Origin of the sequence: Rossellomorea marisflavi, assembly GCF_022170785.1 — a bacterium.
GTDB lineage: Bacteria > Bacillota > Bacilli > Bacillales > Bacillaceae_B > Rossellomorea > Rossellomorea marisflavi_B.
Window position 1 is genome coordinate 1,644,835 of sequence record NZ_CP081870.1, and the last position, 18,392, is coordinate 1,663,226.

The 18,392-nt window shown below is 46.4% G+C and carries 15 protein-coding genes and 1 riboswitch; of the genes, 11 read left to right on the forward strand and 4 right to left on the reverse strand.

Annotated features, from left to right (window positions below; translation table 11 throughout):
* Nucleotides 1-35: 35 nt before the first annotated feature.
* Nucleotides 36-1,061, forward strand: coding sequence for a M42 family metallopeptidase (locus K6T23_RS08790; RefSeq protein WP_056538633.1), 1,026 nt, complete (start codon nucleotides 36-38; stop codon nucleotides 1,059-1,061).
* Nucleotides 1,062-1,188: 127 nt separating this feature from the next.
* A complete protein-coding gene (locus tag K6T23_RS08795; RefSeq protein ID WP_056537708.1) occupies nucleotides 1,189-2,664 on the forward strand; it encodes a UDP-N-acetylmuramoyl-L-alanyl-D-glutamate--2,6-diaminopimelate ligase in 1,476 nt (491 codons plus the stop codon).
* Between the two features lie 88 nt (nucleotides 2,665-2,752).
* Here K6T23_RS08795 and K6T23_RS08800 read toward each other — a convergent pair whose 3' ends face one another.
* The gene (locus K6T23_RS08800) at nucleotides 2,753-3,970 is read right to left on the reverse strand and encodes a NupC/NupG family nucleoside CNT transporter (protein ID WP_056537705.1); all 1,218 of its coding nucleotides are present in this window, start codon (nucleotides 3,968-3,970) and stop codon (nucleotides 2,753-2,755) included.
* A 303-nt stretch (nucleotides 3,971-4,273) separates the two neighbouring features.
* Between K6T23_RS08800 and K6T23_RS08805 the strand changes: the two genes are divergently transcribed.
* From K6T23_RS08805 to nhaC, 3 genes are all read left to right on the forward strand, one after another.
* Entirely contained in the window at nucleotides 4,274-5,842 is a 1,569-nt protein-coding gene (locus K6T23_RS08805) for a peptide chain release factor 3 (RefSeq protein WP_079515856.1), read from the forward strand.
* Nucleotides 5,843-6,062: 220 nt separating this feature from the next.
* Nucleotides 6,063-7,010: an EAL domain-containing protein gene (locus tag K6T23_RS08810; RefSeq protein WP_079515857.1), complete on the forward strand. Its 948-nt coding sequence runs from the start codon at nucleotides 6,063-6,065 to the stop codon at nucleotides 7,008-7,010.
* Between the two features lie 358 nt (nucleotides 7,011-7,368).
* Nucleotides 7,369-8,763, forward strand: a complete 1,395-nt coding sequence (gene nhaC / locus K6T23_RS08815) for a Na+/H+ antiporter NhaC (protein WP_238284174.1) — start codon at nucleotides 7,369-7,371, stop codon at nucleotides 8,761-8,763.
* A 3-nt stretch (nucleotides 8,764-8,766) separates the two neighbouring features.
* Here nhaC and K6T23_RS08820 read toward each other — a convergent pair whose 3' ends face one another.
* The gene (locus tag K6T23_RS08820) at nucleotides 8,767-9,621 is read right to left on the reverse strand and encodes a hypothetical protein (protein WP_238284175.1); all 855 of its coding nucleotides are present in this window, start codon (nucleotides 9,619-9,621) and stop codon (nucleotides 8,767-8,769) included.
* A 167-nt stretch (nucleotides 9,622-9,788) separates the two neighbouring features.
* Between K6T23_RS08820 and K6T23_RS08825 the strand changes: the two genes are divergently transcribed.
* The 6 genes from K6T23_RS08825 to K6T23_RS08845 all read left to right on the forward strand — a co-directional run bounded on the left by K6T23_RS08825 (nucleotide 9,789) and on the right by K6T23_RS08845 (nucleotide 16,912).
* A complete protein-coding gene (locus tag K6T23_RS08825) occupies nucleotides 9,789-12,866 on the forward strand; it encodes an efflux RND transporter permease subunit (RefSeq protein WP_238284176.1) in 3,078 nt (1,025 codons plus the stop codon).
* Nucleotides 12,867-13,078: 212 nt separating this feature from the next.
* On the forward strand, nucleotides 13,079-13,543 hold the full coding sequence (locus tag K6T23_RS08830; RefSeq protein ID WP_187443097.1) for a hypothetical protein: 465 nt from the start codon (nucleotides 13,079-13,081) through the stop codon (nucleotides 13,541-13,543).
* 61 nt (nucleotides 13,544-13,604) lie between these two features.
* Nucleotides 13,605-13,701, forward strand: a riboswitch (yybP-ykoY riboswitch).
* A 99-nt stretch (nucleotides 13,702-13,800) separates the two neighbouring features.
* On the forward strand, nucleotides 13,801-14,565 hold the full coding sequence (locus K6T23_RS08835) for a TerC family protein (protein WP_238284177.1): 765 nt from the start codon (nucleotides 13,801-13,803) through the stop codon (nucleotides 14,563-14,565).
* A 106-nt stretch (nucleotides 14,566-14,671) separates the two neighbouring features.
* Nucleotides 14,672-14,803 (forward strand): hypothetical protein, encoded by a 132-nt coding sequence (locus K6T23_RS22185; RefSeq protein WP_258523378.1) that lies wholly within the window; start codon nucleotides 14,672-14,674, stop codon nucleotides 14,801-14,803.
* A 193-nt stretch (nucleotides 14,804-14,996) separates the two neighbouring features.
* Nucleotides 14,997-15,740 (forward strand): RNA polymerase sigma factor SigI, encoded by a 744-nt coding sequence (gene sigI / locus K6T23_RS08840; protein ID WP_056537691.1) that lies wholly within the window; start codon nucleotides 14,997-14,999, stop codon nucleotides 15,738-15,740.
* The gene (locus K6T23_RS08845; RefSeq protein ID WP_238284178.1) at nucleotides 15,740-16,912 is read left to right on the forward strand and encodes an anti-sigma factor domain-containing protein; all 1,173 of its coding nucleotides are present in this window, start codon (nucleotides 15,740-15,742) and stop codon (nucleotides 16,910-16,912) included. The genes sigI and K6T23_RS08845 overlap by 1 nt, the downstream gene beginning before the upstream one ends.
* A 55-nt stretch (nucleotides 16,913-16,967) precedes the next feature.
* Here K6T23_RS08845 and ltrA read toward each other — a convergent pair whose 3' ends face one another.
* Both ltrA and K6T23_RS08855 read right to left on the reverse strand, forming a co-directional pair.
* A complete protein-coding gene (gene ltrA, locus K6T23_RS08850; RefSeq protein ID WP_238281298.1) occupies nucleotides 16,968-18,230 on the reverse strand; it encodes a group II intron reverse transcriptase/maturase in 1,263 nt (420 codons plus the stop codon).
* A complete protein-coding gene (locus tag K6T23_RS08855; protein ID WP_187443174.1) occupies nucleotides 18,190-18,369 on the reverse strand; it encodes a hypothetical protein in 180 nt (59 codons plus the stop codon). Before K6T23_RS08855 ends, ltrA begins: the two co-directional genes overlap by 41 nt.
* Nucleotides 18,370-18,392: the final 23 nt, after the last annotated feature.

Genomic DNA, 18,392 nt, shown 5'->3' on the forward strand with positions numbered 1-18,392 from the left:
GTCAGTTGAATACATATCCAAATGCAAAGAATACGATGGAACTGATCAAACAGCTTGTAGAAATCCCGAGTCCTTCTGGTAACACGCAGAAGATCATTCAATTCATTGAAGATGAGCTTGGTGGCCTTGGACTTGATATGAAGAGGAATCATAAGGGAGGGCTCCTCATCACGATCCCGGGAGAGGATCAAAGCCGTCACCGCATGCTGACAGCCCACGTGGATGCCCTTGGTGCCATGGTCAAAGAAGTGAAGGGGAATGGCCGTCTCCGCCTCTCCATGATAGGTGGATTCAGATGGAATGCCGTTGAAGGTGAGAACTGTCAGATCGAGACTTCTTCCGGTAAAGTATACACCGGCACGATCCTCATGCACCAAACCTCAGTCCATGTTTATAAAGATGCGGGTGAAGCAAAGAGGGATGAGGTGAATATCGAGGTGCGGATCGATGAAAAGGTCCGAAATGGTGAAGACGTCAGGGATCTTGGCATTGAAGTCGGGGACTTTGTATCATTCGATCCACGTGCCGAGATCACCGACAGCGGATTCATCAAGTCGAGACATCTTGACGATAAGGCAAGTGTCGCCATGCTCATGAAACTGATCAGGCACATTTGTTCTGAGGAAATCAGACTGCCGTATACAACTCACTTCCTCATCTCGAACAATGAAGAAATCGGTTACGGGGGGAATTCGAATATCCCTGCCGAGACGGTGGAATACCTGGCTGTCGACATGGGAGCGATCGGTGATGGTCAATCCACGGATGAATACACAGTTTCCATCTGTGCAAAAGATTCCAGCGGACCCTATCATTATGGATTCAGGAAACATCTGGTAAGGCTGGCAGAAGAAAACGGAATCGACTATAAAGTCGATATCTATCCGTACTATGGATCCGATGCTTCAGCTGCAATCAGGGCAGGATTCGATATCGTCCACGGGCTGATCGGTGCAGGAATTGATTCATCACATGCGTATGAACGCACGCATGAATCATCGATCCTCCATACAGAGACTCTGCTTTGGCACTATGTCCGATCATCCATGGCAGATGCGTAAAGATTTCCTTCCACTTTATGTGGAAGGTTTTTATATAGGATAGGGGATGCAGGATGTATTTCTCTTATCAAATGAACCATGGTAAGGTAAAATAGATACAACTTTAAAAATAAAAGAGGTACGAATAATGAATACATACACATTACTTGAAAGCATGAAGATGAAAACGATATATGGAGAACTGCCTGAAGAGGTGAACGGAATCTTCGTGGATTCCAGGAAAGTGACGGAAGGCAGTGTATTCGTCTGTACAAAGGGATACACAGTCGACGGCCATGATTTTGCACAAGGGGCAGTTGAGAAAGGTGCCCGTCTCATCATTGCAGAAAAGCGCCTCGATATCGATGAGTCCAAAGCGGCCCTTGTCGTCGTGAAGGATTCCTTCAAGGCACTGGCGCTCCTTTCTAACAAGTACTATGATTATCCATCACAGAGGATGAATATGTTCGGCATTACGGGTACGAACGGCAAAACGACGGTGACCAATCTCATCCATTCGATCCTGAAGCGTGATGGTCAACGTTCGGCACTGTCCGGTACCATCGGGTTCAATCTGGATGGTGAGCTCTTCCCGAGTGAAAATACGACGTGTGATAACCTGACGAATCAGCAGATGATCCGGGAAGCCCTCGATAAGGGGATCGACAACTTCACCCTTGAAGTATCCTCTCACGGCCTCACACTCGGCCGCCTGTGGGGAGTGGACTTCGACGTAGTGGCCTTTACGAATCTCAGTCATGACCATCTGGATTACCATGGGACGATGGAACATTATGGATATGCAAAAGGGCTATTATTCTCCCAGCTTGGTCAAACGCTGGATAAGCCTAAATATGTTGTCCTGAATGCAGATGAAGAATGGTATGAGCGGTACAGTAATATGACCGCCCATGAAGTCATCAGCTATGGTCTTGACGCACATGCCGACTTCAAGGCTGAGAACGTCGACTACTATAATGATAAAACGACGTTCACGCTCCATTCTCCTGAAGGAGTGTACGAGGTCGAGATGAAACTTCTTGGCCGGTTCAATGTTTATAATGCTTTGACAGCTATGGCATCACTGTTCGCAAAAGGAATGAAGGTTGAACGGATCGTTGAGATCTTCCGTGACCTCCCGCCTGTGGACGGACGTATGCAAAAAGTCGAGATGGAGGCACCATTATCGGTCTACATCGACTACGCCCATACACCGGATGCCATTGAAAAAGCAATCGAGTCCGTCATGCCTTTCAAGGAAAACAAGATCATTTTCCTTGTCGGTACAGGTGGAAACCGCGATAAGTCGAAGCGTCCGACGATGGCAGAAAAAGCATCCATTGCGGACTATGTGATCCTGACGACCGATGATCCAAGATATGAGGAATATGACAGTATCCTTAAAGATCTGGAAAAAGGGATGCAGCATGATCAGTATGCATTGATCGGGGACAGGGCAGAAGCCGTCAAGCATGCCGTTGAAGTGTCTGAACCCGGAGATATCATCATCTTTGCAGGAAAAGGGCATGAAGACTATCAGATCATTGAAAACACCAAGTATCCACATAGCGACAAACAGATCGCCATTGAAGAAAGCCGTATCAAATACGTGCATCATACATGATAAAAAACCGGCCGGGAATTACTCCCCGACCGGTTTTTTTCATGGAAAAAGGGCCCCCATCGGGAACCCTTTTTTGATTCAACAGTAATCAGACAAACATTCCTGCGATGGCAGCACTGAGAAGTGACGCAAGTGCCCCAGCAAGCACTGCCCGCAATCCCATTTTGGCGATCTCTGGTCGACGGTTCGGTGCCAGATTACCAAGCCCTCCAAGGAGGATCCCAAGGGAAGATACGTTGGCGAAACCACAAAGGGCGAAGGAAATGATCGCAACCGCTTTGTCAGATAGATCACCAAGTACAGGAGCAAAATTAGAATAGGCAACAAATTCGTTGATCACGAGCTTTTGCCCGATGAAATTTCCTGCAGTGACCGCTTCGCTCCAAGGCACCCCGATCGCCCATGCAAGTGGAGAGAAGACATAGCCAAGGATCAGTTCAAGGGTGAGGTCGGAATAACCGAATACTCCCCCAATCAAGCCGAGGATTCCGTTGATCAAAGCGACAAGCGCAATGAAAGCAAGCAACATCGCCCCAATATTCAAGGCAAGCTGTAAACCGACGCTGGCTCCTTTTGCAGCAGCATCGATGACATTTGCTGAATCAGAATCAGCTTCCATCTTGAAGCTATCAGGTTCTGGGGTGTCATCGGTTTCTGGTACAAACAGCTTGGCCATTACGAGTCCGGCAGGTGCGGCCATGAAGCTTGCGGCTAGCAGGTACTCGAGAGGCACACCAAGTAGGGAATAGCCTACCAGGACGGATCCTGCAACAGAAGCCAGCCCACCTGTCATGACGGCGAATAGTTCGGATTTGGTCATCGTAGACAAATATGGTCTGATGACGAGTGGTGCTTCCGTCTGTCCTACGAAGATATTGGCAGCAGCTGAAAGAGATTCAGCTTTACGCGTACCAAGAAGCTTCGAAAGCGCTCCTCCGATGATTTTGATGAAGAACTGCATGATATTCAGGTAGTACAATACAGAAATGAGAGCCGAGAAGAAAATAACGACTGGAAGAACATTAAAAGCAAACACATATCCAATCCCGGATTTTTCAGTGAATAATCCACCGAATAAGAAATCAATACCTTCATTGGAATAGTTGATGATTTCATTGATTCCAAGGGTAAGCCACTTAAGTCCACTCTGACCCCATGATGTTTCCAATACAAGGAAGGCGAAAATGATTTGTATGATGAGCCCGCCGATCACACTCCGATAGTTGATGCGCTTTTTATCGGATGAGAAGAGAAAGCCGATTCCCAACACAACTAAAATTCCAAAAATCCCCCATAAATACTGCATTCTGTCACCTCTTAGTAGTATGTTTTTCTGGTTGTTCGGTTTTTTATTTTACAGTTCTTTCAGAAGTCTGACAACCACCAATTTTCAAGAAGTACGTACATCTGTGTAGGTTAGTGTGTACATATATAGCGTTTTCATGAAAAGGCATACATAATCCAGATGAGATAAAAACTTTTTGGGGATAATGGAAGGAAAAGGTATTCCTGTAGTGTGGAATTGGTACTGAACATCAGAGATTTATTGCAAAGTAACTATAGAAAGAATATGATGGGAAAGTGAGTACGACAAGAAAGGAAAGAACTAATGAAAATAGACTTTATTGAAGAAGTAAAATCAAGACGTACATTTGCGATCATATCCCATCCGGATGCCGGTAAAACGACTCTGACAGAGCAACTGCTGCTGTTCGGGGGAGCCATCCGCGCAGCCGGGACGGTCAAAGGGAAAAAGACCGGGAAGTATGCCACTTCCGACTGGATGGAAATTGAAAAACAGCGGGGAATCTCGGTCACAAGTTCCGTCATGGCCTTCGACTATAACGATTTCCGCGTCAACATCCTTGATACCCCTGGTCACCAGGATTTCTCCGAAGATACGTACCGGACCCTCATGGCCGTTGATAGTGCCGTGATGATCATCGATTCCGCAAAAGGGATCGAGGCACAGACGCTTAAGCTGTTCAAAGTATGCCGTATGAGAGGGATTCCGATCTTCACTTTCATCAATAAACTTGACCGTCAGGGACGCGAACCGTTGGAACTGTTGGAAGAGCTCGAAGAAGTACTGGGGATCCAATCTTACCCTATGAACTGGCCGATCGGAATGGGGAAAGAATTCCTCGGCATTTATGATCGTTTCCATAATCGCATCGAACAATTCCGTGTCGAGGAAGATGATCGCTTCATTTCCCTGAATGACGAAGGAGAGATTGCCGGTGAACATCCACTGACTGAAAGCGGCTTGTACCAGCAGGCACTTGAGGATATCCTTCTATTGAACGAAGCAGGAAATGAGTTCTCGAAGGACAGGATCGCCTCAGGAGAACTCTCTCCTGTATTTTTCGGAAGTGCCTTGACGAACTTCGGGGTACAGACATTCCTTGAAACGTATCTGCAGTTCGCTCCTTCTCCTCAACCGAGAAATTCGGATGCTGGAGAAATTGAACCGACAGCAGATGAGTTCTCCGGATTCGTATTCAAGATCCAGGCGAATATGAACCCTGCCCACCGTGACAGGATCGCCTTCGTACGGATTTGCTCGGGTCAGTTTGAGCGTGGGATGACGGTCAATCTGCCTCGAACAGGCAAGCCGATCAAGCTCAGTCAGTCGACCCAGTTCCTTGCAGATGATCGAAGCACCGTGAATGAAGCGGTCAGCGGGGACATCATCGGGGTATACGATACCGGGACCTACCAGATCGGAGATACCCTTGTCCAAGGGAAGAAGAACTTCCAGTATGAGAAACTGCCACAGTTCACTCCTGAATTATTCGTACGGGTGACAGCAAGGAACGTCATGAAGCAGAAGCACTTCCAAAAAGGGATCCTTCAACTTGTCCAAGAAGGAGCCATCCAGTACTATAAAACGCGTACAGAGGATGTCATCCTTGGGGCTGTCGGACAGCTCCAATTCGAGGTATTCGAGCACCGGATGAAGAATGAGTACAATGTAGATGTGAAGATGGAATCCGTCGGTTCCAAAATCGCACGCTGGATCGAGAACGAGGAAGACGTGAAGGACACGATGTCCAGTCAGCGAAGCATGCTGGTGAAGGATCGTCATGGACAGATGGTCTTCTTGTTTGAAAATGACTTTGCCATGAGATGGTTCCAGGATAAACACCCTGAAATCAAACTGTATAGCTTGCTATAAGGAAAAAGTCGCAGCATGTTGCTGCGGCTTTTTTGCATACCTGACTCATGCAAGAGACAGTAAAAAGGTAAATAATGATATGAGGGGGTAAATGGTCTGGTTTTCAAAGGTGGATGCAGGCGTATACGAAGATTTTTCAATATATAAAGTGAAATAACTGGCTTTATATAGGTAAAAAGATTTAGTATTGTAGGAAAGACTTGTGAAATGAGGGAGACATATGAAAACCACGTGCATCCATTGCGGTGTGACCATGCAGTATGAATCCAAAGGACAATTGAATGTACCATCGATCGGGCAAGCGTTTATCTATCGGTCCAAGGAGGAGTTGGAGGGGGTGGCCAAGTCACTTGCCGAGCATTCCGATGAAATTCAAGTTCATCTAAATGGCAAACACCAGATGACCGCTTCTGAACTCCACTACCGACTTAAATATGAAGAGGTCGTCACGTTAATTCAGTCTGAGAGATTCATCAGCCATCTCCAGCCTATTATCAATGTTGCATCGGGAGAAATTTACGGATATGAATCATTGCTGAGGAGTAATTCAAGGACATTGAATCCAGGGCTTTTATTCAAAGCGGCATCTCTTACAGGATTCCACTCCATGCTTGATCAGAAAGCGAGGCGTGCAGCCATAGAGGCGAAGAGTAAATACGTTCCGCGCGGTGTGAAAAGCTTTATCAATTTCCTTCCATCCACCATCTACAATCCGGAATTTTGTTTGCGTCACACATTCCAGATCGTAGAAGATTTCGGAGTCGACCCGAATGATCTCGTGTTCGAGGTCGTAGAAACCGAAAAAATCGAAGATATTGATCATTTGAAGAAGGTATTGAATGTATATAAAAGGGAAGGAATGAGGGTCGCACTCGACGATGTGGGCTCCGGATTTGCCGATCCTGAACTCCTTACCCTCCTGAATCCCGATTATGTGAAAATCGACCGCTCCTATATCGATCATTGCGATGAGAGTCCAGACAAGCAGGCCTTTCTGCGGAAAATCATCCATCTGGCACGCGAACGAGGCATCACGGTGTTAGGGGAAGGAATCGAGAGAAAGGAAGAACTCGAGTATTGCCGAAGCATCGGTATCGATCTTGCTCAAGGTTATTTCATAGGGAAGCCGATGGAACGTCCATTGATTCCTTCATTCACTTTTGATTGACAAAAATGAAAACCATGATAAAATACTCATATATTACTTTAGCGCTTAAAAGCGTTTAAGGAAAATAGTGAGAGTAAACGATCTTGAACCAGCATAGTAGGTTGAGGGGAACAGCAATCAGAGATCAGGCGGTTTGGTGAAAGCCTTGAGTTCCTTTTAAGTGAATTACACTGCTTCTGGAGGGAAACCTCTAAAAAGGGATCGGAAAGATAGAGTGGGGATGGACCTTAGGTGTTACCAGCTAAAGGCCGTTCCAATTAGGGTGGTACCGCGGAGAGCTCTTCGTCCCTATTTCAGGGAGAGGGTTCTTTTTTTCGTCCTTTCCCGCTAAACAGCATAGATAAGGAAGTGACATACGTTGAACAAACATATTTCAAACAGGCCAAAAGTCTGGGAAGCTGCCTTCATTCTCATCATGGTTCTGTCCATGATCGGCACCTTTCTCATCAAACTGGAGACGGTTCCTCATATCCCCATTGCCGTTGCCCTCATCCTTCTTACCATTTACGGATTGGTGAAAAAGGTCTCCTTTAAATCAATCGAAGAAGGAATGATTTCAGGCATTCAAGGAGGTCTGGGTGCCATTCTCCTGTTCATATTCATTGGGATGCTCGTGGGGAGCTGGCTAACGAGCGGTACGATCCAGACCATCATGTATGGTGGATTTTCTTTTCTCACCCCCGCTTATTTCTATGCCATTGCCTTTTTGATCACCGCCCTTTGCGGAGTCATCGTTGGTAGCTCTTTGACTACAGCGGCAACCATCGGTGTCGCTATCATCGGGATTTCTGAAACCATGGGGTTATCCATGGGGATCACAGCCGGTGCCATCGTTTCCGGGGCGTTTTTCGGGGATAAGATGTCACCATTATCCGATACCACGAATCTTGCATCTTCCGTCGTGAAGGTTGACCTTTTTGAACACATAAGGAATATGGCATGGACCACGATCCCCGCCTTCATCATTTCGGTGATCCTGTTTGCCGTTTTATCACCGGACGGAAAGAGTGCAGGTCTTGGAGATCTGGATGCCCTTAAACAGGCATTGGGGGATACGGGAGTTATCCATTGGTATAGTCTAATCCCGCTGCTCCTGCTTGTCGTCATGGTGATGATGAAGATTCCTGCTTTGCTGACGCTTGCCATTAATATTGTCGTGTCAACCGGCCTTGCCTTCATTCACGGAATGATAGGGGGAAAGGCAATCTTGAATGCCCTGTTCTCCGGATATGTTTCAAAGTCTGGAAATGAAGCCCTTGATTCACTGTTAACAAGAGGAGGGATCGACAGCATGATGTTTACCATCGGACTTGTCATCCTGTCTCTGAGCCTTGGGGGACTTCTATTCAAGCTGGGGATCATACCGGTCCTCTTGGAGAAAGTCAGCTCCATCCTTCAGTCTGCAAGCAGAACAATCTTTACTACGGCTTTGACGGCAATCGGTTTGAACTTTGCCATTGGGGAACAATACCTTTCCATCTTGTTGACGGGAGAAGCATTCCAGGAGCAGTATAAAAAAATCGGGCTTCATCCTAAGAATCTTTCCAGGACTCTTGAAGATGCCGGAACGGTCATCAACGCCCTAGTACCGTGGGGCGTGAGCGGTATCTTCATTGCAGAGGTGCTAGGTGTACCGACACTCACCTATCTTCCTTTTGCATTCTTCTGCCTTCTGTCTCCCATCCTGACCATCCTATTCGGCTTCACGGGTTGGACGATTACGAAAACTGACGGAAAAACCGCTGAGCGTTAATGCTCAGCGGTTTTTTTTTAGCGCATGTCCATACCAGGAGAAAAGCTTCTTACCTAGAAGAAGCATGGCGATATGGAAAAGGGGTAATGTGATGATTCCACCCACCCCACGAACTGCTAAGAAGTTGAAATGAATCAGTGCATAATCGAGGGTCATCAGGATCAACAAGGTGATCCAGAACGCCACTATATTGTTTGGACGATAAAAGATCGCCAGGGTGTAGAGGTAGTTGCATACCCACGAATAAATGCTGTTCCCCGTTATGGAATTCCTCATCTCGTCTGAAAAGAGGGACAAGGGTATTTTGTAAAGATCAAGCAACGGGGACAAAATCCATGAAATGGAAAGAGTAAGCACGGACAGTGAAAAATAGAGCGTGATAAAATGAAGTTTCTCCAACCCCGGGTCTGCCATCCTCTTCCACCATTTTTTTGAAAGGTAAGCCCCGAGGAGGAGGAATATGCTCGTATAGATGCTTTTCCACCAGAAATGTTCGTATATGCCTACTAATACGAACCAACTTTCGATGAAGTAAAAGAAAGCGATGATAACCAGGATCCAGCCGAACTTCAAACGCTTGACGGCGATGACGGTCAGGGAAATAGGTACTGAAAACGCTTGGGAGCTGATGGAACCGAGTACGCTGTCATTATATTGATTGGAAAGGATGGCGGGATCGTATTCATAACTTCCCCCGAGTATGAAAATAAGGAACTCAAACACATAAGCCAATCCAGAGATGAAAAGCCAGAAGACGATGATCCTACCGGCTTGATCCCGATTTGTCATCATGAGGAACCCGAGGACCATCAATGAAAGTATGACGAGAATCAAAAACGGGAGGGAATTGGTCATCATTCGTTCTCCTTACATGAGAGGTTATGTGTATTGTTTGCAGAAAGATAGGAATTATGACGATAGGCGCACAATATGATGCGGTGGCATCTTATAGATTGAAGGATTTTCCTTTACCCTTTATAGTTGATACTATCAACAAGATAATAGAGAAAGGGGAAAGACACCGTTTGAAAATAAGTGATTTTTCCATACGTAGACCGGTATTCACAATCGTCACCATGATCCTGATCCTGATTCTTGGAGGGGTATCCCTGTCGAGGATCCCCCTTAAGCTGATCCCGGATCTTAATCCACCTGTCGGAGTGGTCGTAACATCATACCCAGGGGCAGGACCACAGGAAGTGGTGGAAAAAGTAACGAAGCCCCTTGAAGAAAGCCTTTCCACACTGCCGGGCTTGAAAAACGTCCAATCGACTGCGCAAGAAGGATCGAATTTCATCCTTATGGAGTTCTCATGGTCCACATCCATTGAAGAAATCGAGAATGATGTACTGCAGCGGATTGATCAGGCACCGCTTCCGGACGAAGCAGAAAAGCCGAGGTTCCTCAAATTCGACCCGGCCCAATTCCCCATCATCCAGTTTTCACTGAAAGCGGATGGGGACAATAATGCCCTACGGACGTTGGCGGAGCGGATGAAGCTCGAACTCAACCGTGTACCAGGAGTCGCCAACGTAAATGTCACGGGTTCGTTTGATGATGAAATCACCGTCAATCTTGATCAGGAAGCTCTTGAGAAAAAAGGGTTGAGCCAGAATGATGTCGTGAATACCCTTCGCAGCAATAACATCACGTCTCCGGGAGATACAATCGATACGGACGGAAAGACACTCACGACACGTGTCATGAGTGAACTGAAGTCCGTGAAGGAAATCAAAGGACTCACCGTAACTGTCGATCCCAAAACGGGTAAGAAAATTCCCCTTTCCGATGTAGCAGAAGTGGAAATGAAGCCGGTTGATGATAATACATACACCCGGGCTGATCAAGAGTCCGCAGTGCTGTTCAGCGTGCTTCAGCAATCGGATGCCAATACTGCTACGGTGTCAAAGGCATTCCAGAAGGAATTGGATGCCCTTCTGAAACAGGAACAGTATAAAGATGTAGATGCAGAAGTATTGTTCGACCAAGGAGATTATATTACCGACGCCATCGGAAGCATAACGAATTCCCTCCTTCTCGGCGGCGTGTTTGCCATGATCGTCCTCTTCCTCTTCTTGAGGAATGTCAGAAGTCCTTTGATCGTAGGCGTTTCCATTCCGTATTCGGTGGTCGTGACGTTTGTTCTGATGTTCTTTGCAGGCTTCAGCCTGAATATCATGACCCTTGGTGCCCTCGCACTCGGTATCGGTATGCTGGTCGATAACTCGATTGTCGTCATTGAAAACATCTACAGGCACCTTGCCATGGGGAAATCACGTAAACAGGCAGCCAGTGAAGGGGCGAAGGAAGTGGGAGGAGCCATCACGGCTTCCACACTGACAACCGTCGCTGTTTTCCTTCCTGTCGTGTTCATTTCCGGCCTCATAGGGGAAATCTTCACTGAATTTGCCTTGACCATATCCTTCAGCCTCTTCGCCTCACTTGTTGTGGCCCTGACCGTTGTACCGATGATGGCAAGCCGCATGCTCAAGGAGCCTAAGGGGAATCTTGAAGCAAGAAGAAGAAGATCGAAGTCCCGTAGCCGGTTCAAGCGATCGGTGGAGTGGACCCTGTCCCATCGAACCATTGTCCTCCTGGCTACCCTCATCCTGCTCGGCATGAGCAGCTGGGGAGCCACAAAGGTTGGTACGGAATTCCTGCCGGCTACAGATGAAGGATTCTTCACCATGAGGGTAGAACTCGAGAACGGTTCTTCGGTCAATGAAACAAACGCAGTAGTCAAAGCGATCGAAGAAAAACTTGAAAACGAAACGAACGTACAGACAGCTGTCAGCCTCGTGGGGACTGATCAAGAGCAGTCATTCAGGGGAGGCAAGTCAGGGAATATTGCAGAAATTTATGTGAAGATGAAGCCTTTTGACGAACGTGAACAGTCCATCTTTTCATTTGCCGATGAAGTAAAACCGAAGCTGGAGAAAGCGGCTCAAGAACAAAATGATACGGCAAACATCGTATTCAATCTACAATCCACTTCCGGTTCCAGCCCTCAGACCCTTACCTTCAATCTGAGAGATACAAATGAGAAGCGGCTGGATGATGGAGTTGAAAAGCTTCAAAAAAAATTAGATGGGATGGATGACGTAAACGAAGTCACAACGGATCGCATGGAAACGATCAAAGAAGTCCAGATGAAGGTTGACCGCGGGAAGGCACTCGATCAAGGACTCGCTCCTTCCCAAATCGGCTCGTTGGTTCAGGATGTGACCAGAGGGGTAACGGCTACACAGATTGTCACAGACGACTCAGAAGTCGTTAGCGTATTTGTTAAATATGATCGTGACATCACGGAAAACCTGGATTCGTTGAAGAAACTCCTGATACCTAATGGTCAGGGGAAATTCATCAAGCTGGACTCTGTCGTTGATTTCTCCATTGAAGACGGACCGGTGAGCATCAAACGGATCGATCAGCAGTCGGCTGTTCAATTCACTGTCAATTATTCTTCTGATACGAACCTAGGAACGATATCCAATAAGGTGGAAAAAGAAATCGATAAGCTCGACCTTCCTGATGAAACACAAGTATCCTTCTCTGGGGAAAAAGAGCTTCTTGACGATTCAATCAATGACATGATCCTAGCTCTTGTATTGGCTCTTGTCTTGGTATACATGGTCATGGCAGCACAGTTTGAGTCATTTAAATATCCGTTTGTTATCATGTTCACAGTTCCGCTCATGGTCATCGGAGTCGCATTGGCCTTATTGCTGACAGATACCCCTATCAGCGTTCCAGCTGTGATCGGAGTGATCATACTTGCAGGTATCGTCGTGAACAATGCCATCGTCATCGTTGATTACATCAAACAGCGTAAGGAAGACGGAATGGGGAGCTTTGATGCCATTGTTACGTCTGCACAGGACCGGATCCGCCCGATACTCATGACGGCGTTGACGACGATTCTTGGACTGGTGCCTCTTGCCCTCGGATTGGGTGAAGGGACAGAAATCAATCAGCCAATGGCCATTGCCGTAATTGGAGGGTTACTCACCAGTACGCTTTTGACTGTGTACATCATTCCCGTCATTTACAGCCTTTTTGATAAAGAGACACGAAGAAGAGCAACAAGGAAAAGAATGGAATAAGTAATGGAGCCGGATCTTCAAAGGGTTCGGTTTTTTTGCTGGTGAACGATGTGAAGCAATCGGAACGGTCGCCTACATAAGTGACAGAATTGATGTCTGCTGACATATTTAGGAGGAGATTGGTCACAATAGGGGGAGAAGAAGCTAGGAGGAGTCCAGAATGCCATTTTCCATCCATCACCCATTACCAGTGAACGTGAGGCAGATGCCGCGTGAAAACATCCATCACAAAACTTGAAGCCATTCTTTGGAGCATTGCACTGCCTGGCTTTCCTCAGCTTCTCGTCGGATTGTGGTTCAAAGGGGCACTCCTGGTCCTTTTGGAGATTTTCATCAATGTCATGAGCGACTTCAACCTGGCCATCATGTACAGTTTTTTAGGTGAGACAAAAAAAGCTGCTGGGGTCATCGATTATCAGTGGCTGATGTTCTATCCATGTTTATACATGTTCGCTATGTGGGATGCGTATAAGATTGCTTCAAACGAAAAGGAAAAGCTCAGCTATCTTCCGTTTGTTTTTTCGGCATACTTTGTGACGGTCGGCCTGATGGTTTCCCCGAAGGTCCACCTGTTCGGAGCATTCATCGGACCCATTTTCCTGCCGATGCTGTTCGTCATTCCTGGCGTGGCGGTCGGCTTTTTGGTCAGGGCCATCGTGATCCGGTTCACCAGATAAATTTATTTCTTTACTTTATGAGGGAAATAAGGTACGATTCAGGTATAAAATTAAACGTTTTCTACCTGTCAAAGGGGAGTAGCTATAGGTTCACACCTAAACAAAGTCGTCAGTTCATGGGTTCTGCCCATCGGCTTTGTTGGCATATCAACTATGCTAAGCAAGACCTTTGCCTTATTTAGGCAAGGGTCTTTTTCTTTTGATAAAATTCCTTGCCTAATGGAAAACTAACTTTATCATTGGGAGGGACTTATAGTATGGATGCATCAATGTTATTAGAATATGGATGGGTACTCCTCATCCTCATCGGTCTGGAAGGAATCCTTGCAGCCGACAATGCAGTCGTCATGGCCGTCATGGTCAAACATCTACCTGAAGAGCAGCGGAAGAAAGCGTTGTTCTATGGATTGATGGGAGCCTTCATCTTCCGTTTCGCCGCCCTTTTCCTCATCTCATTCCTTGTAAATGTTTGGCAGGTGCAGGCAATCGGAGCCATCTACCTGTTCTACGTCGCCATCCATCACTTCATCAAGAAGCGTAAGGGTGAAGGGGCTGTTGATAACGCCGAGAATAAAGGATCAGGTTTCTGGATGACTGTCCTGAAAGTCGAGCTTGCGGATATCGCCTTTGCGGTAGACTCCATGCTTGCCGCAGTGGCCCTGGCCGTAACGCTGAGACCGACAGGATGGTTCGAAGTCGGAGGGATCGATGGTGGACAGTTTACCATCATGTTCCTTGGTGGGGTCATCGGTCTAGTGATCATGCGTTTCGCCGCTACATGGTTCGTCAAGCTTCTGGAGAAATACCCCACTCTGGAATCTACAGCGTTTCTTATCGTAGGCTGGGTAGGCGTCAAGCTTGCCGTGTTCACCCTCGCCCATCCGGATGTCGCAATACTGGATCATCATTTCCCAGAGTCCAAGGTATGGAAACTGATCTTCTGGACCGTTTTGATCATCCTTTCCATCGGCGGATACCTCTTGTCGAAGAAGCGGGCAAATGCAGCCCAAACAGGGTCTTAACAATAGTCATAGTAAAAATCGGATTCAATTGCCTAAGACAATTGAATCCGGTTTTTTATTTGTTTTATGACCAGTCATACTTCATTGTTACTAGCGGTTGATTGGAGTGAAAGATGTAGTCTCCTACGGGCTCATGTGCAGGCTTGCCGTGGAGGCTCACGAGCTACCGGCCGAGAGCGAAGTCTTGCACCGAAATCATGAGCGGTTTATGGAACAGATCGTGTTCGTCATGAAATGATACGTCTCTAAATTCGTCCAACCACCTTTTATTACATATGACCCCCTCAAAAACTCCGGATTGTACGAAAATCCTTTATAGAATCGATCGATTGTTTTCAGCAAAAGGTTGAATGTCAACCCTTTCCTGTGGGTATATCCTTTGAAACTAGGGTGCTTCTTAGTATAATAGGGTGCAGGATGGAGGGGAACCGATGCTCAATCTACTATTACTCTCGCTGGTCAAAAGAAAAACGACCATCGAGGAAAAAGCGGTCCGGATCCAAAACGGAGAAGAAGAATTACTTTCAAGTTTGTTGGATGAATACAAGCCATTCATAAAAAAGACGGTATCCTCCGTCTGTAAACGATATATTACCGAGAGCGATGATGAATTCAGCATCGGATTGATCGCTTTTCATGATGCGATCGTCAAGTACAATACTGAAAAAGGTTCATCATTCATCAGCTTTTCAGAAGTGATCATCAAGAGAAAGGTCATTGATTATATCCGGAAAAATGGAAAGTACCAAGATATAAGCGTGGACATGAACAATACCGACGATGAAGATCTTCCGTCACTCCATATCGAGCAGCTTGCAGCAGTCGATGAGTACCAGAGAAAAGAGGATGCGAGGCTAAGGCGGGAGGAAATTCTACAGTTCACGAAACAGCTGGAAGAATACAATCTTACCTTTGAAGATCTGATCGACGCTTCACCAAAACATGAAGATGCACGGATGAATGCCATCAATATTTCCATGATTGTCGTAAATGAAATGGAATTCAAGGACTACCTACTGGCGAAAAAGCGTTTACCGATAAAAAAACTAGAAAAGACGGTAAGTGTGAGCAGGAAGACCATAGAACGGAATCGTAAGTATATCATCGCCATGTGCTTGATTCTGATGGGCGATTATGTTTATTTAAAGGATTACTTAAAAGGCAGGTTAGGCTGATGAAAAAAGGGATCATCATGGATATCAAGTCGGACGCCCTCGTTATGATGACCGCTGAAGGGGAGTTCATCAAAGGGAAGAAGCATCCTCATCAACAGTATTCAATCGGTGAAGAGATCCCGTTTTTTCCAGTGACGGGAGAACGGTTCTATGCACGACGCCGATCAGGAAGGATGCGTTGGAAGGTTCTTCTCGCTTCATGTGCAGTCTTTGCTCTTCTGCTAATCTTGCTTCCAAGCACATTGACCGAGGACAGGAAGGCATATGCCTACGTGTCTCTCGACATCAATCCGAGTCTCGAATTGACGCTGGATGAAGAAAAACAGGTGCTTGATATCGTTTCGTACAATGAAGAAGGAGATGAAATCCTATCGTCCCTTCATAAGTGGCGAAACTCAAAAGCAGAGAAGGTTACTGCGAAGATCTTTGATTTATGTGAAGAGCTGGGATACTTCACTGAAACGGATCACATCTATATGACTTCTTCATTTCCTGAAGAAAAAGACGGAAAAGCCAAAGAGAGCTTTATTAATAGCATTTATACAATGATCGAAGATGAGAATCAATCGAGACCCGTGACCATCACCTATAAAGAAGCCAGCCGGGAAGAACGGAAAGAGGCCCATGAAAACGGGGTGACGGCAGGGCACTTGATGAAGGAGCAAGAGAAGACGGTCGACGAAGCTCCAGAGGATAAGGTGAAGACGGTGGAACCTAAAGAGGGTGACATGCCTTCTGTTCAGCCACCGGCCAAAGACAAAACGAAAAGCGATGCCGCAGGCAGGGAAGAAAATACAAATAAAGAAGAGGAAAAAGAAGCCGTTCCCGAACAAAAAGCAAACCCTCAAAGGAAACAAGAAAAAGAAAAAAAGGAAGTCACCCCACCGAAAAAAGGACCTGCTCAGCCTCATAAGCGCCATGAGCAGAAAGAACGGGGAAACGACAAGTCAGATACGACAAAAAAGCAAGAGGAATGGTCACCCCCGAGCCAGCAGGAAAAAAAGAACAAACAGGCCGGCAAACAGAAGGAAGCAGATAAACACGACCATCACATGAAGGAAAAAGAAGGTTCAAAAGGGGATAAAAACCCAGGCAAAAGAGGAGAGGACCGGGGCAAGAAGGAAGGCTGGAAAAAGAACCATAAACAAGATGAATCGAGTAGGAGGGGATGATTAATCCCCGACCTCTCACACCACCGTACGTACCGATCAGTATACGGCGGTTCAATTAAGATACTTGACGAAGCTTTTCGTAACGATGTGATAGGCTTAGAAGCCCTTGATACTTCCAAAAGGAAGTATCAAGGGTTTTGTGCAATACAGGGCTATGGGCAATTCTCCAATATCCCTTGCGGGAAAGACCCCACTCATATGCTTTCCACCTTGGGACTCCAAGTGCTGTAAGTTTCCTTATTCTTGTTTTGGGTCGTTTCCATTGCTTCCACAGACACATACGCAGTCTTCTTCTAATCCAAGAGTCCATCCTCTTTAAGACGCTTGGTGTGTCTGCGAGTTGGAAATATCCTACCCATCCCATGATGTATTGGTTCAGTCTCCTAATTCGTGTTTCCATCGACCAACCCGAGGATCTGGAGGTGAGAGAACGGATCTTCTGCTTAAATCGCTTGATGCTTTTTAACGCGATTCTTACTTTCGGCTCCCTGCTTGCTATAAAACTGAACCCGAGAAAGGTTCTCTTCCATGAAGGCGCTACCGCAGATTTCTCCCGGTTGACCTTGAGCTTCAGTTTCTTTTCGAGAAAGCTGGTGACCGATTCCATCACTCTCTTTCCGGCTTTTGGCGTGCGCACATAGATTTGACAGTCATCTGCGTATCGTACGAAACGCAGACCTCGTCTTTCCAATTCCTTATCCAGTTCGTTCAACACAATATTCGAGAGAAGGGGACTGAGGGGACCGCCTTGAGGTGTTCCTTCCTCACTTTTGACCTTCACCCCTTGTATCATGATACCGGCATTCAGATAAGAACGGATCAACCTAAGGAGCACCTTATCCTCTATAGTCTTCGCAAGAAGACCCATGAGCTTGTCGTGATTTACACGATCAAAGAACTTTTCCAAGTCCAAATCAACGACCCATGTGTATCCGTCCCGTATATATCCCTTTGCTTTCTTAATCGCATCATGGGCACTTCGATTGGGTCGAAATCCGTAGCTGTGATTAGAAAAAGTGGGATCATATATGAGAGAGAGTACTTGGGTTATGGATTGTTGAATCATACGATCCATAACCGTCGGGATCCCTAACAATCGAACGCCGCCGTCTGATTTCGGGATTTCAATCCGACGTACCGGGTCCGGTTTGTAGGTTCCCTGAAGGAGATTCTCCCGAATCACTTGCCATTCGTGTAAGATATGCCTTCGTAGGTTTTGTACGGGCATTAGGTCCACACCATGACTTCCCTTATTACGCTCCACACGTTTTAGCGCGTTAAGCATGTTCGGTTTTGACAGGATCGTGTTCATCAACATCCATCATCGTTCCTTTCTTCGTGTGTTTCGTTTCCTTATTCGATGGCACTGCCTCACACTTCCGTAAGCCCTCACGAGATTCATCGCTACTTCTTAACGGATAGCTCTTTCGATTGTCTGTGAGTTTCTCAGCTACCATGAGCCAGGGCGTAACACTCTCTT